General features: G+C 73.0%; 13 protein-coding genes. 5 read left to right on the top strand and 8 right to left on the bottom strand.

The window, feature by feature from the left end; all coding sequences use genetic code 11:
• Positions 1-66: 66 nt before the first annotated feature.
• The 4 genes from argC to AB0F56_RS14290 are packed head-to-tail and all read left to right on the top strand — an operon-like array spanning position 67 to position 4,389.
• Positions 67-1,104, top strand: coding sequence for an N-acetyl-gamma-glutamyl-phosphate reductase (gene argC, locus AB0F56_RS14275; RefSeq protein WP_362008375.1), 1,038 nt, complete (start codon positions 67-69; stop codon positions 1,102-1,104).
• Positions 1,101-2,252: a bifunctional glutamate N-acetyltransferase/amino-acid acetyltransferase ArgJ gene (gene argJ, locus AB0F56_RS14280; RefSeq protein ID WP_362008377.1), complete on the top strand. Its 1,152-nt coding sequence runs from the start codon at positions 1,101-1,103 to the stop codon at positions 2,250-2,252. Before argC ends, argJ begins: the two co-directional genes overlap by 4 nt.
• Positions 2,249-3,202: an acetylglutamate kinase gene (gene argB, locus AB0F56_RS14285; RefSeq protein WP_362008379.1), complete on the top strand. Its 954-nt coding sequence runs from the start codon at positions 2,249-2,251 to the stop codon at positions 3,200-3,202. Before argJ ends, argB begins: the two co-directional genes overlap by 4 nt.
• Positions 3,199-4,389, top strand: a complete 1,191-nt coding sequence (locus tag AB0F56_RS14290; protein ID WP_362008382.1) for an acetylornithine transaminase — start codon at positions 3,199-3,201, stop codon at positions 4,387-4,389. The genes argB and AB0F56_RS14290 overlap by 4 nt, the downstream gene beginning before the upstream one ends.
• A 152-nt stretch (positions 4,390-4,541) precedes the next feature.
• Here AB0F56_RS14290 and AB0F56_RS14295 read toward each other — a convergent pair whose 3' ends face one another.
• The 8 genes from AB0F56_RS14295 to AB0F56_RS14330 form a co-directional block, all read right to left on the bottom strand.
• Positions 4,542-5,048, bottom strand: a complete 507-nt coding sequence (locus AB0F56_RS14295; RefSeq protein ID WP_362008385.1) for a DinB family protein — start codon at positions 5,046-5,048, stop codon at positions 4,542-4,544.
• A gap of 171 nt (positions 5,049-5,219) precedes the next feature.
• Complete coding sequence (locus tag AB0F56_RS14300) at positions 5,220-5,717, bottom strand: MarR family winged helix-turn-helix transcriptional regulator (protein WP_362008388.1); 498 nt, start codon at positions 5,715-5,717, stop codon at positions 5,220-5,222.
• A 232-nt stretch (positions 5,718-5,949) separates the two neighbouring features.
• The gene (locus tag AB0F56_RS14305) at positions 5,950-6,543 is read right to left on the bottom strand and encodes a GNAT family N-acetyltransferase (protein WP_362008390.1); all 594 of its coding nucleotides are present in this window, start codon (positions 6,541-6,543) and stop codon (positions 5,950-5,952) included.
• A gap of 119 nt (positions 6,544-6,662) precedes the next feature.
• Positions 6,663-6,893, bottom strand: a complete 231-nt coding sequence (locus AB0F56_RS14310; protein WP_362008392.1) for a hypothetical protein — start codon at positions 6,891-6,893, stop codon at positions 6,663-6,665.
• On the bottom strand, positions 6,890-8,470 hold the full coding sequence (locus AB0F56_RS14315) for an amidohydrolase (RefSeq protein WP_362008680.1): 1,581 nt from the start codon (positions 8,468-8,470) through the stop codon (positions 6,890-6,892). The genes AB0F56_RS14310 and AB0F56_RS14315 overlap by 4 nt, the downstream gene beginning before the upstream one ends.
• 23 nt (positions 8,471-8,493) lie before the next feature.
• Positions 8,494-9,399: an ABC transporter ATP-binding protein gene (locus tag AB0F56_RS14320; protein WP_362008394.1), complete on the bottom strand. Its 906-nt coding sequence runs from the start codon at positions 9,397-9,399 to the stop codon at positions 8,494-8,496.
• 61 nt (positions 9,400-9,460) lie between these two features.
• Entirely contained in the window at positions 9,461-10,570 is a 1,110-nt protein-coding gene (locus AB0F56_RS14325; RefSeq protein WP_362008396.1) for an iron chelate uptake ABC transporter family permease subunit, read from the bottom strand.
• On the bottom strand, positions 10,567-11,643 hold the full coding sequence (locus tag AB0F56_RS14330) for an iron chelate uptake ABC transporter family permease subunit (protein ID WP_362008398.1): 1,077 nt from the start codon (positions 11,641-11,643) through the stop codon (positions 10,567-10,569). The genes AB0F56_RS14325 and AB0F56_RS14330 overlap by 4 nt, the downstream gene beginning before the upstream one ends.
• Positions 11,644-11,909: 266 nt before the next feature.
• Between AB0F56_RS14330 and AB0F56_RS14335 the strand changes: the two genes are divergently transcribed.
• Complete coding sequence (locus AB0F56_RS14335) at positions 11,910-13,607, top strand: ABC transporter ATP-binding protein (RefSeq protein WP_362008399.1); 1,698 nt, start codon at positions 11,910-11,912, stop codon at positions 13,605-13,607.
• The last annotated feature ends 59 nt before the right edge of the window (positions 13,608-13,666 follow it).

The raw sequence follows: 13,666 nt of genomic DNA on the forward strand, positions 1-13,666 counted from the left end.
CTGACGGCGACCTGCGGCGCCGATCCTGTGACCGCAGCCCCCCACGGACAGGGAGAAACGAAGAAGATGACCGTACGGGTCGCGGTGGCCGGTGCCAGCGGCTACGCGGGCGGGGAACTCCTGCGCCTGCTGGATTCGCATCCCGGCGTGGAGATCGGTGCGCTCACCGGGCACAGCAGCGCGGGCCGCCCGCTCGGGTCCGTGCAGCCGCAGCTGCCCGGGCTCGCGGACCGGGTCCTGACGGAGACCTCCGCGGCCGCCCTGCGCGGCCACGACGTGGTCTTCCTCGCCCTGCCGCACGGGCAGTCGGCCGCGCTCGCGCGGGAGCTCGACGCCGACACGGTGGTCGTGGACTGCGGGGCGGACTTCCGGCTCCGCGACCCGGAGGCCTGGGAGCGGTTCTACGGCTCCGGGCACGCCGGGACCTGGCCGTACGGCCTCCCCGAACTCCCCGGCACCCGGGACGAGTTGAAGGGCGCCACCCGGATCGCGGTGCCCGGCTGCTTTCCGACGGCGGTCACGCTCGCGCTGTTCCCCGCGTACGCGGCGCGGTTGGTCGAGCCGGACGCGGTGATCGTCGCGGCCAGCGGGACCTCGGGGGCCGGGCGGGCGCTCAAGCCGCACCTGCTCGGCGCCGAGGTGATGGGCTCCATGACGCCGTACGGCGTGGGCGGCGGCCACCGGCACACCCCCGAGCTGACGCAGAACCTCTCCCTGGTGGCGGGCGAGCACGTGACGGTCTCCTTCACGCCGACCCTGGCGCCCATGTCCCGGGGCATCCTCGCCACCTGCTCGGCCCGGCTGCGCCCGGAGGCCGCCGCCGGCGGTGAGGCCGCGGTGCGGTCCGTGTACGAGGCCGCCTACGCCGACGAGCCGTTCGTACGGCTCCTGCCGCCCGGGCGGTGGCCGTCGACCGCCGCCGTCCTCGGCTCCAACACCGCCCAGGTGCAGCTCGCCGTGGACCCGGAGGCCGGCCGGCTGATCTGTGTGAGCGCCATCGACAACCTGGTCAAGGGCACCGCGGGTGGCGCGGTGCAGTGCATGAACCTCGTCCTCGGCCTGCCCGAGGGCCTGGGCCTGCCCACGAATGGAGTGGCTCCTTGAGCGTGACCGCTGCCCGTGGATTCCTCGCCTGCGGTGTCGCCGCCGGCATCAAGGAGTCCGGCGATCGTGACCTCGCGCTGGTGGTGAACCGGGGCCCGTCCCGCGCGGCCGCCGGCGTCTTCACCTCCAACCGCGTGCAGGCCGCGCCCGTACGCTGGACCCGTCGCGCCCTCGCCGACGGCCGGCTCACGGCCGTCGTCCTCAACTCCGGTGGCGCCAACGCCTGTACGGGACAGGCCGGCGCGGTCGACGCGCTGCTCATGGCCGAGCGGACGGCGCGGGTCCTGGACACCGAGCCGCACGAGGTCGCGGTGTGCTCCACCGGACTCATCGGCGTCATGCTGCCGATGGACCGGGTCACGGCCGGTATCGACACCGCCGCCGAGCTGATCCGCGAGGACGGCGGGGAGGACGCGGCGCGCGCCATCAAGACGACGGACTCGGTGCACAAGACCGCCGCCGTCAGCCGGGACGGCTGGACGGTCGGCGGCATGGCCAAGGGCGCGGGGATGCTCGCCCCCGGCCTCGCCACCATGCTGGTCGTCCTGACCACGGACGCCGATGTCGACGCCGGCGCGCTCGACGCGGCGCTCCGCCGGGCGGTGCGCACCACCTTCGACCGGGTCGACTCCGACGGCTGCATGTCCACCAACGACACCGTCCTGCTGCTCGCTTCGGGCGCCTCGGGGATCGTCCCGGACGCCACGGCCTTCGACGAGGCCGTGCACGCGGTCTGTCTCGACCTGGCCGGGCAGCTGGTCGCGGACGCCGAGGGCGCGTCCAAGGAGATAGCGGTGACGGTCGTCGGCGCGGCCTCCGAGGAGGACGCCGTCGAGGTGGGCCGCTCCATCGCCCGGAACAACCTCCTCAAGTGCGCGCTGCACGGCGAGGACCCGAACTGGGGCCGGGTGCTGTCCGCGATCGGTACGACGGCGGCGGACTTCGATCCGGACCGCCTGGACGTGGCCATCAACGACGTCTGGGTCTGCCGGAACGGCGCGGCGGGCGAGTCCAGGGAGAAGGTCGACCTGTCGGGGCGCCGGATCACCATCACAGTGGACCTGTGCGCGGGCGAGTCCTCCGCGGTGATCTGGACCAACGACCTCACCGCCGAGTACGTCCACGAGAACAGCGCGTACAGCTCATGAGCGGACAGGGAACGGTGACGGGACCGACCGCCGGGGAGGCGGCCGGGGTGACCGAGGGCAAGACCGCCGGGCTGACCGCCGCGGATCTGCCGTGGCTGGAGGAGCTCCAGGGCCGTACGGTCGTCGTCAAGTTCGGCGGCAACGCCATGGTCGACCCCGCGCTGCACCGGACGTTCGCCCAGGACGTCGTGGAGCTGTGGCACGCGGGCCTGCGCCCGGTCGTCGTGCACGGCGGCGGGCCGCAGATCAGCGCGATGCTCGACCGCCTCGATCTGGAGGTCAGGTTCGAGGCGGGTTTACGCGTCACGACGCCCGAGACGATGGATGTGGTCCGCATGGTGCTCACCGGCCAGGTCCAGCGGGACCTGGTCGGCGCGCTCAACGCCCACGGACCGTTCGCGGTGGGCATGTCGGGCGAGGACGCGCACACCATGACGGCCGTACGGCGCCCGGCGTGGGTGGACGGCCGGCCGGTGGACATCGGGCTCGTCGGCGAGGTCGTGGCCGTGGAGCCGGGCACCGTACGGACGCTGCTCGACCAGGGCCGCATCCCCGTGGTGTCGCCCGTGGCGCGAGGTGAGGACGGGGAGGTCTACAACGTCAACGCCGACCTCGCGGCCTCGGCCCTCGCCGTCGCGCTCGGCGCGGAACGCCTGGTGGTCCTCACCGACGTGGAGGGGCTGTACGCGGACTGGCCGCACAGCACCGAGGTGATCGACCGGCTCACGGCGGCGGAGCTCGACGCCCTGCTGCCGGGGCTCGCGAGCGGCATGCTCCCGAAGATGGAGGGCTGTCTGCGCGCGGTACGCGGGGGTGTGCGGCGCGCCCACGTCCTGGACGGCCGGGTGCCGCACGCCCTGCTGCGCGGCGTCTTCGCCGAGGAGGGCCCGGGCACGACCGTCGTCCCGGACGAGAAGCCCGGCAACGGGACAGAGGAGGACCCCAGGTGACCGCGGAGGCCGACGCCAACGCCACCCCGCTCACGCGCCGTTGGAGCGCGGTGATGATGGACACGTACGGCACTCCCCCGCTGGCCCTGGTCCGGGGCGAGGGCAGCACGGTGTGGGACGAGGCGGGCCGTGCGTACACGGACTTCACCGGCGGCATCGCGGTGAACACCCTCGGGCACGCGCACCCGGCCGTGGTGGCGGCGGTCCAGGACCAGATCGGCCGGCTCGCGCACGTCTCGAACCTCTTCGTGGCCGGGCCGCCCGTCGCGCTGGCCGAGCGGCTGCTCGGTCTCTTCGGCCGGGAGCGGGGCCGGGTGTTCTTCGCCAACTCCGGTACGGAGGCGGTGGAGGCCGCCTTCAAGATCGCCCGCAGGACGGGGCGGCCGCACCTGGTCGCGGCACAGGGCGGCTTCCACGGGCGCACCCTCGGGGCGCTCGCGCTCACCGGCCAGCCGGCGAAGCGGGAGCCGTTCCTGCCACTGCCGGGCGAGGTCACGCACGTGCCGTACGGGGACGTCGAGGCGCTGCGCGCGGCCGTGACCGAGGAGACCGCGGCGGTCGTCCTGGAGCCGATCCAGGGCGAGGCGGGGGTCGTTCCGGCGCCCGAGGGCTATCTGCGGGCCGCCCGCGAGATCACCCGGGCGACGGGAACCCTGCTCGTCCTCGACGAGGTGCAGACCGGGATCGGCCGTACCGGCCACTGGTTCGCGCACCAGGCCGCCTCGGGCGTGGACCCGGACGTGGTCACGCTCGCGAAGGGCCTGGGCGGCGGGCTGCCGATCGGCGCCACGGTCGCCTTCGGCGAAGCGACCTCGCTCCTCGGCCCCGGGGCGCACGGCTCCACGTTCGGCGGCAACCCGGTCGCCTGCGCGGCCGGCCTCGCCGTCCTGGAGACCATCGAGGCGGAGGGCCTGCTCGACCGGGTGACCCGCGTGGGTGCCGCCCTGCGCCGGGGCATCGAGGACCTGGCCCGCCCCCGGATCGCCGAGGTACGCGGCGCGGGCCTCCTCCTGGGCATGGCCCTCACGGAACCGGTCGCCCCCCTCGTCCAACGGGCCGCGCAGGACGCCGGTTTCCTGGTCAACGCGGCGAACCCGACCACCGTACGCCTGGCCCCGGCCCTGACACTGACGGACGACGAGGCCGCCCAACTGGTGAAGGCCCTCCCGAAGATCCTCTCCGCCTGACCCACGGATGCCGTCGGCCGAGGCTCAGGGGCGGGATCCTGGACCTCGGGTGCAAAAGAACTGCTCCACAGCCGCCCCTCCCGATCTCACCAGGCGCAACATGGGCACTCGGCCCCATCCGACTCTGGCTCCGCCCGTGATCTCCGCCGGATCTAGTAGCCGGTTACTCCGTCGAGCATCTCGCGCAGGATGTCCAGGTGGCCGTTGTGGCGGGCCGTCTCCTCGGTGAGGTGGTGCAGGATCCAGCGCAGGTCGACGTGGACGCCGTTGCGGATGGTGCGCTGGGCCTGCTTGTCCAGGTCGCTTCCGTCGACCAGTTCGCGGTAGCGGGCGCTCTGTTCGGCGTATTCGTCGAGCAACTGCGTGAGCGGGAAGTCGACGGCGATACGCATCTCGCGGTCGGGGTCCTCATCCGTCATGGGGGCCCGGTCTTCCTCGCCGAGGAAGACCACTTGGAACCAGTAGTACTCGACCCAGCGGAGGTGGTTGATCAATCCGCTCATGGTCATCAGCGGTGAGCCCGGCAGGAGAGCCTTGCGCGCGTTCTCCTCGGAGACGCCTTCGCATTTGGCGCGTGCGGTGCCCCGCGCGTAGTCGAGAAACGTCGTGAGCTGGGTGCGCTCGTCCCACGCGGGCGGTGTGTCAGTGATTCTGGTCATCGCGCGAAGCATCCCCGATCGTCACGACCCGTGTCGAGGCATTTCGCGGAGGGCCCCCGCCCCACCGGGTCAACCGCACCGAGCCTGAGCTCGGTCGCTGCGCCTTCCTCGTCGAGATCGATGGCCTGAAGGCAGAAGCGGCAGGTGGGGTTCGGGTTCAACGATGCCCTCTCATGGCGCCGAGACAACGGCTCCCTCGACGTTGGCGATCATCGTGCGCAGCACCTTGAGGGCGGCCACGTACTCCTCGTCGCTGATGCCTTTGTGGACCTCCGCGCGCAGCTCCGTGACAAGGCCGCGCAGCCGGGCCCTGGCGGCCTCGCCGGCGTCGGTGAGGTGCAGGTCCTGCTCGGCGTCGGTCCGTAGCCGGCCGCGGTGGAGCAACTGGTCGATGACGCGAGGTATTTCGCGCTGCCCGTCGGCGAGGGGGGTCAGTTGGGCGATCACCTCGTCACGGCTGGGTGGCTTGGGCCCGCCGTCGACTCGGTTGAGGACCCAGTACTGCGGCTGCGTGACATCGATCCTGGCCATGGCGTCCCGCAGATGCCGGGTCACGGCCTCGTGGGCGAGGCCACTCCAGTAGCCGATGGGCTGGCTCGCCAGCATGTCTTCCGTGGCGGCCGGATCGGCCGGGGCCTGGTCGGTGATGCTGTCGTTCGACGGTTTCATGATCACCAACGCTCCATGTCGACCTCGGGCAGCGGACCTAGGGCCGTTCGTTTGGATCAGGCCGGATCAGGGAGCGGGGTCTGGTGCCGTGCATCGCAAGGCGGAGGAGGGCGTCAACGCGGTGGGGGCACCTCCCGTGCCCGAAGGGCTACGGGGGAGTTGGCAACCGACGACAACGCGGCGAGGCACGGTGCCAGGGCACGCGAGCCCGACCTGATCGGCAAGACGCCCCCTAGAGGGCTCGGGCCAGGATGCGGGCGTTGCGGCGGGGGTCCAGGGACTGGGCCCAGGCCGGGGGTGCCAGGGTCGCGTGGGTGGGGGTGAAGCCGTGGCGGAGGAAGAGGTCGCCGCCGCCGGTCGTCGCCGTGAACAGGGTACGAAGGGAGCGGGTCCTGGCCTTCGTCAGTGCCGCGCGCAGGAGCCGGGCGCCCGTGCCGCAGCCCTGACGGTGGCCGGCCACGCAGAAGTTGTAGAGGACGCCCGCCTTGTCGGCGGCGTACGTGCGCAGGCCGAGGCAGCCGTCGAGGGTTCCCCCGGGGGACTCCGCGACGAGGAAGTCGGACGCCTGGTCGGCGTAGAGGCAGAGCGGGCGCTCGCGGAGCGCTCCCGAGCGGACGAACGGCAGGGAGAGGGCGGCGAGCGCCTCGGCGTCCTCCGGCCGTGCTGTCCGAACGCGGGGCCCGCCGCCGGGGAGGTCGGGTACCTCTGAGACCTCGGGGAGATGCGTGAGGTCGGTGAGATCCGGGGCGACGGGCGGGGCGGGGAGGACGAGCGGAGTGAGTGCGCGCGGCGACAGCGGGGCCTGGCGCGGCGGGGCCGTGGTCAAGGCGTTCCTTCCTCGGTCCACCGTGCGCGCAGAGACGATCGGCTCGTCGCGCCAACCGGCGGATCAGTCGAACTAAGGTTAGCCTTACTTGAATTGACCGCCAAGTCGACCGGTCCCGCTCAGCAGGGCCGCCCCGGATAGTCGTCGCTCTCCGGCACCCCGGCCCGCCGCATCCGGCTGACGACCTCCGCCAGCTCGGCGTCCTCCACTTCGGCCGGGATGTTCAACTCCCGGTCGAAGACGATGTCCTCGCCGTCGGCCGCGTGCCAGATCACCCAGCGGGACGGCCCCTGGGTGCCCTGCCAGAGGGGCGCGTGGCGCTCCAGCGGCGAGTCCGCCGGCCCCGTCACAGTTTCTTCCCGGTCGTCGCCTCTCGCCCGTCCACGAAGGTCGCCACGACCTCGATGTCGCCGATCCGGGACGTGTCTACGCGGCGCGGGTCGTCGCCGAGGACCACGAGGTCGGCCCGCTTGCCCGGGCTGAGGCTGCCGGCGGTGTCGTCCCAGCGGCAGGCGTACGCGCCGGCGACCGTGTACGCGTACAGCGCCTCGTCGACCGTGATCGCCTCGTCGGGGCCGATGAGCTGCCCGGACGTCGAAGCCCGCTCGACCATGAACTGGACGGCCCGCAACGGCGATCCGTCCGTGACGGGCCGGTCGGAGCTGCCGACGAGCGTGACGCCGTGGTCGAGGAAGCCCCGGCCCCGGTACATCCAGGGGGCGCGCTCGGCGCCCATGATCGTCGCGTAGTCGTCGCCGAAGTAGCGGAGGAAGTTGGGCTGGACGACGGCGCTGAGGCCGAGCCGGGCGAAGCGCGGGAGCTGGTCGGGGCGGATGAGGCCCGCGTGCTCGATGCGGTGGCGCGCGTCGGTGCGGGGCCGCAGCTCCTGCGCCCGCGCCAGGGCATCGAGCGCCAGGTCCGCGGCCCGGTCGCCGATCGCGTGGACGGCGAGCTGCCAGCCGCCCAGGTGACCGTCGACGATGAGGGAGGTGAGGTGTTCGGGGTCGGCCTGGAGCTGGCCGGTGTGGTCCGAGCCCTCGTACGGGGCGGTGAGCGCGGCCGTACGGGCCATCATGCCGCCGTCGGTGTAGATCTTCAGCGCGCCGACGGAGAGCCAGTCGTCCCCGAAGCCCGTCCGCAGGCCGAGGTCGAGCCCGCGCGGGATGCCGTCCCGCTCGTGCGCGCCGACCTGCCGCAGCGTGTCGCCGCCCGGCATGAGCTGGACCCGCAGGGGCAGCCGGCCCTGGTCGCGCAGGAGTTGGTACGCGCCGAGCTCGACGGGGCTGTGGCCGAGCAGGCCGCCGCCGATGCCGGCCTCGGCCACGGCGGTGATGCCCTCCGTGAGGCACTCGCGGGCCGCGTACTCGATGGCGTCGGCCAGCTCCTCCTGCGCGTACGGGAGCCGCAGCTTGCGCACCGCACCCATCGCGCTCTCCACGAGGACGCCGTCCTCGTGCGGTACGTCCGCCGGGAGCAGGTCGAGGACGGCCGTGTTGACGACGCAGGCGTGGCCGGACTGGTGCATCACGAAGAGCTTGTGGCCCTGGCTGACGCGGTCGAGTTCGGTGGCCGTCAGGTGCCGCCCGAGGGCCCGCTGGTCGTAGCCGCCGACGCTCACCCACGCGCCGGGGGTGTTCTTACGTGAGCAGGCCTCGGCCACCACGTCGAGGACGTCCTCGACACGCGCGAGTCCGGCGAGGGACGGGGAGCTCGCCTTCAGGCCGGTCCACGCGAGGTGGACGTGGCTGTCGACGAACCCGGGCAGCACGGTGGCGCCCTGGAGGTCGATGACCTCGCGGGCGGGCAGGGAGGTCACGGCCTCGTCCAGGCCGACGATCCTGCCCTTCCAGATGCCCAGGTCGTGGGCGACCGGGTGGTCCGAATCCATGGTGAGGACGCGGGCGTTCGTCAGCCTCGTGCAGAGCATCATGGGCGGTCCGTTCGTAGGAACTACGGGGTCTCGGCGAGGACGGCGGCAGCGTCGGGTGCGTCCTCGGACGCCGGGGCGGGCGCCTGGTCGGAGGGCCCGTCGGCTTCCGGCTCGAAGCGGCGGGGCGCGGCGGGGATCATCAGCGGGGTGCCGGTCTCGGGGTCGTCGATGATCCGGCAGCGCAGCCCGAACACCTCCTCGACCAGTTCGGCCGTCATGACCGTGGCCGGGTCGCCCTGGGCCGCGATGACGCCGCCGGGACGCATCACGATGAGGTGAGTGGCGTACCGGCAGGCCTGGTTGAGGTCGTGCAGGACCGCCACGACGGTCTGGCCCTTGCGGGCGTGCAGTTCGGCGCAGAGGTCGAGGACCTCGACCTGGTGGGCGATGTCGAGGAACGTGGTCGGCTCGTCCAGCAGCAGGATGGAGGTCTGCTGGGCGAGCACCATGGAGAGCCAGACCCGCTGCCGCTGGCCGCCGGAGAGGTCGTCCACGGGTCGGTCGGCGAGCTCCAGGACGCCGGTCTGCCGCATCGCCTCGACGACGGCCGCCTCGTCCTCGGCGGACCACTGCTTCAGCAGCCGCTGGTGCGGGTACCGGCCGCGGGCCACGAGGTCGCCGACGGTGATGCCGCCGGGCGCGCTGGAGGACTGCGGGAGCAGGCCGAGCCGGCGGGCGACCTCGCGGGAGCGGTACGAGGCGATGGCGGCGCCGTCGAGGTAGACCTGACCGGCCTTGGGCTTGAGCATCCGGGCGAGCGCGGTGAGCAGCGTCGACTTGCCGCAGGCGTTCGGCCCGAGGATGACCGTGAAGGAGTGGTCGGGGATGTCGACGCTCAGCTCCGTCGCGACGGTCCGCTGGTCGTAGGAGAGCGTGAGGTCCTCGGCGCGCAGCCGGGGGCCGGGGGCGTTCTTCGTTCCAGTCATGCGCGGCTCTTTCATGCGCGGCTCTTTCGCGACTCGGTCATGGGCGGCTTTCGCGACTCGGTCATGCGCGGCTCTTTCGCGACTCGGTGATCAGCAGCCAGATGAGGTAGGCGCCGCCGACGGCGCCGGTCGCCGTGCCGACGGGCAGCAGCGCGGGGGCGAACAGCCGTTGGACGGCGAGGTCGCTCAGGGCGAGCAGGAAGGCGCCCATGAGGGCGGAGGACACCAGGGCGGGTCCGGACGAGCGGGTGAGGGTGCGGACCACCCGGGGCGCGGCCAGGGCGATGAACGCGATGGGGCCGGTGACGGCGGTCGCGAACGCGGCGAGGGCGACGCTGATGATGAAGAGGATCGTGCGCGTCCGCGTCACGTTGACGCCGAGGGCCGTCGCCGTGGCGTCGCCCATCTCGACCATGGAGAGGCGGCGGGAGAGGAGCAGCGCGGGCGGCAGCAGGACCGCGAGCGCGAGTCCGATGGCGTTGGCGTGCATCCACAGCCGGTTCCCGAGGCTGCCGATCAGCCACGCCTGCGCCTCCTGCGCCTCCTGGAAGGTCGCCCGGGTGATGAGGTACGAGTTGACGGCGAGCAGCAGGGCGCTGACGCCGATGCCGATGACGACGAGCCGGAACCCCTGCAACCCGCGCCCGATCAGCAGCAGATGGACGACGAGGGCCGTGGCGAGGCCGCCGATCAGGGCGCCGATCGCGATCTGGGTCATGCTTCCGCGCAGCACGATGATCACGACGAGCGCGCCCACGGCCGAGCCGTTGGTGAAGCCGATGATGTCGGGGCTGCCGAGGGAGTTGCGGGTGAGGCTCTGCAGGATCGCGCCGCTCACGCCGAGGGCCGCGCCGACGAAGACCGCGGTCAGGATGCGCGGCATGCGCAGGGTGTTGACGACGAAGTCGGCGGCGCCGGAGCCGTTTCCGGTGAGGGCGCCGACGACCTCTCCGACGGTCAGCTTGAAGTCGCCGGTGGTCAGCGTGATGCCGATGACGACGACGAGCGCGAGGAACAGCAGGGCGGTCACCGCGATCGTACGGCCCTGGAAGCGCAGCGAGAGGCCGCCCGATCCGGCGCGGACGACCCGGCCGCTGATCACGCGGGGGACGGGCTGCGGCTGCGGCGGGGTCTTGAGGGTGGAGACGTCCGTCTCCCGTACGGCGCTCACAGCATGACCAGCTTTCGACGGCGGCACAGCGCGATGAACAGGGGCGCCCCGAGGAACGCGGTGACGATGCCGACCTGCACCTCGCCGGGTGCTCCGAGCACGCGGCCCAGCACGTCGGAGCCGATGAGCAGGACCGGTGCGAGCAGCGCCGAGTACGCGAACACCCAGCGCTGGTCGGCGCCGGCGACGAACCGGGCGACGTGCGGAACGGCCAGGCCGACGAAGCCGATCGGTCCGGCCGCGGCGGTGGCCGCCCCGCAGAGCAGCATCACGGCGACGGCCGCGAGGACGCGGGTCCGGCCGACGTGGACGCCCAGGGCGCGCCCCATCTGTTCGCCCATGGCGAGGGCGTTGAGGGAGGGCGCGAGGACGAAGGCGAGGACGAGGCCGACGACGACGAACGGCAGCATGAGCAGCACGATGTCGCCGTACCGGCCGGCGAGGGAGCCGACGGTCCAGTAGCGGAACTGGTCGAAGGCCTCCGGGTCGAAGAGCAGGACACCCCAGTTGAAGGCGTACAGCACGGCGGTCACGGCCGCTCCGGCGACGACGAGCCGGTCGGGGGTGGCCAGTTTCCGCCCGGAGGAGCCGAGCAGGAAGACGCCCACGGACGCGGCGGCGGCGCCGGCGAGGGCGAACCACACGTAGCCGAGCGGCGCGGCCACGCCGAGGAAGGCGATGGCGACGACGACGCCCGCGGAGGCGCCCAGGTTCACGCCGAGCAGTCCTGGGTCGGCGAGCGGGTTGCGGGTCAAGGCCTGCATCAGGGCGCCGGAGAGGCCGAGGGCCATCCCGACGAGGAGGCCGAGCACGGTTCGGGGGATCCGGTAGTCGTGGACGATGACGGAGGCTTCCGAGCCGTCGGGCGACCACAGCAGCTGCCAGACGGAGGTGAACGGAATGCCTCGCGTACCGACCCAGACGCTGACGAGCGAGACGAGGACCAGCGCGCCGACCGTCACGAGGAGGCCGAGGTTCCTGAGGGCCACTGCGGCCGGACGGGCCGTGGGCACGACGGGTCCGGCAGGATCACCGGTCTCGGTTCCGGGCGCCGCCCGGGTTTCGACGGACAACGACCACTCCCCTGGCGGCGGAATCGAGCGCCCCGCGAGCCGCGCGAAGCGATGAACACGGGTGTGTGGCACGCGAGATGACACACCCTCGTATGGAACTTAGGTGAGGCTAACCGTACAGTCGGGGCGGGGTCAACGCGAGGGTGCGTTCCCGATCACCCCGCACGCTGGGAGGATGACGCCAGGGGTGCCACGCACCCTTGGCACCAGCCGTGTTTAAGGTAGCCTTACCTAACTATCACACCCCCTTTCTGTGGAGGATCCGCATGCCCGCTGGAGGACCAACGGGGGGCGCCGTCCTCCGCAGAGCGCTCGCCGATCAGCGCCGCCGCGTCAGCGTGGCCTCGTTCCTCGGCATGGCGCACCAGGCGTGCGAGGCCCTCGTCCCGGTCGTCATCGGTCTGGTCATCGACCAGGCGGTGGCGACCGGTTCGTCGGGCGCGCTGCTGCGCTGGCTCCTGGTGCTCGCCGGTCTCTTCCTGATCCTGTCGACCTGCTACCGGAACTCCGCGCGGCTCGCCGAGGGCGCCGGCGAGGCCGCCGCGCACCGGATCCGGCTCGACCTCGGCGCCCGGGTCCTCGACCCGAGGGGCGGCGCCGACGCCGGCCGGCTGCCCGGTGCGCTGACCGCCGTCGCCACCGGCGACGCCCGCCGCGTCGGCTCGGTCGCGGCGGCGCTGCCGTACACGCTCTCCGCGATCGCCGGTCTGGCGGTCAGCGCGGTGGCCCTGCTCCGCATCTCCGTACCCCTCGGCCTCCTCGTCCTGCTCGGTGTCCCGCCGCTGCTGTGGCTCGGCCATGTCATCAGCCGGCCGCTGGAGCGGCGCAGCGAGGCGGAGCAGGAGCACGCCGCCCACGCCTCGGGTGTCGCCGCCGACCTGGTCGGGGGCCTGCGGGTGCTGAAGGGCATCGGCGCCGAGGCGGCGGCGGTCGACCGGTACCGGGAGACGAGCCGGAGTTCGCTCGCGGCCGCACTGCGGGCCGCGACCAGCCGGGCCTGGCACGACGGCGCGATCCTCGCCCTGACGGGCATCTTCATCGCGGCCATCGGCCTGGTCGGCGCGCACCTCGCGATGAGCGGCAGCATCACCGTGGGTGAGCTGGTGGCGGCCGTCGGCCTCGCCCAGTACCTCCTCGGCCCCTTCCAGCTCCTCACCTACGTCAACGGCGAGTTCGCCCAGGGTCGTGCCTCGGCCGCCCGGATCGCCGAGGTCCTCGCCTCGCCGCCGGCCGTCGCGGCCGGGACCGCCGAGCTGCCCGAGCGGGTCGCCGGCCGGCTGCGCCTGCGCGGCGTGACCCAGGGCGCGCTGCGCGGCATCGACCTCGACATCGCCGCCGGCAGCCTCGTCGGCGTGGTCGCCCGCGACACGGCCGCCGCCAACGACCTGCTGCTCTGCCTTGGCCGCGAACTCGACCCCGCCGAGGGCAGCGTCGAGCTGGACGGCGTACCGCTGACCGACCTCGGCCCGGCCGACGCGCGCCGCGCGATCCTGGTCGCCCACCACGACGCCGACCTCTTCGAGGACAGCCTCCTGGCCAACGTACGGGCGGGCGCGCACACGGAGGGAGTCGACGTGGGCCCGGCGCTCGCGGCCTCCGCGGCGGACGACGTCGCCCAGGCGCTGCCGGACGGCGTGGACACCGTCCTCACCGAGCGGGGCCGGTCGCTCTCCGGCGGCCAGCGCCAGCGCGTCGCACTCGCCCGCGCGCTGGCGGCCGACCCGCCGGTCCTCGTGGTCCACGACCCGACGACGGCCGTCGACACCGTGACCGAGGCCCGCATCGCGGCCCGGCTGCGCGACCTCCGCAAGGGCCGCACGACGGTCCTCGTCACGACGAGCCCGGCGCTGCTGGCCGGCACGGACGTCGTGGTCGTACTCGACGACGGCCGGGTGGCCGCCGAGGGCAGCCACCCGGAGCTGGTCGCCGCCCACGAGTCGTACCGCGCGGCGGTGCTGGCATGACGAGCGCCCAGGACAAGGCCCCTCAGGACACCCGTGAGACGAAGAAGGACGAAGGACGG

This window comes from Streptomyces sp. NPDC026092, assembly GCF_040638605.1.
In the GTDB taxonomy this organism is placed as follows: domain Bacteria; phylum Actinomycetota; class Actinomycetes; order Streptomycetales; family Streptomycetaceae; genus Streptomyces.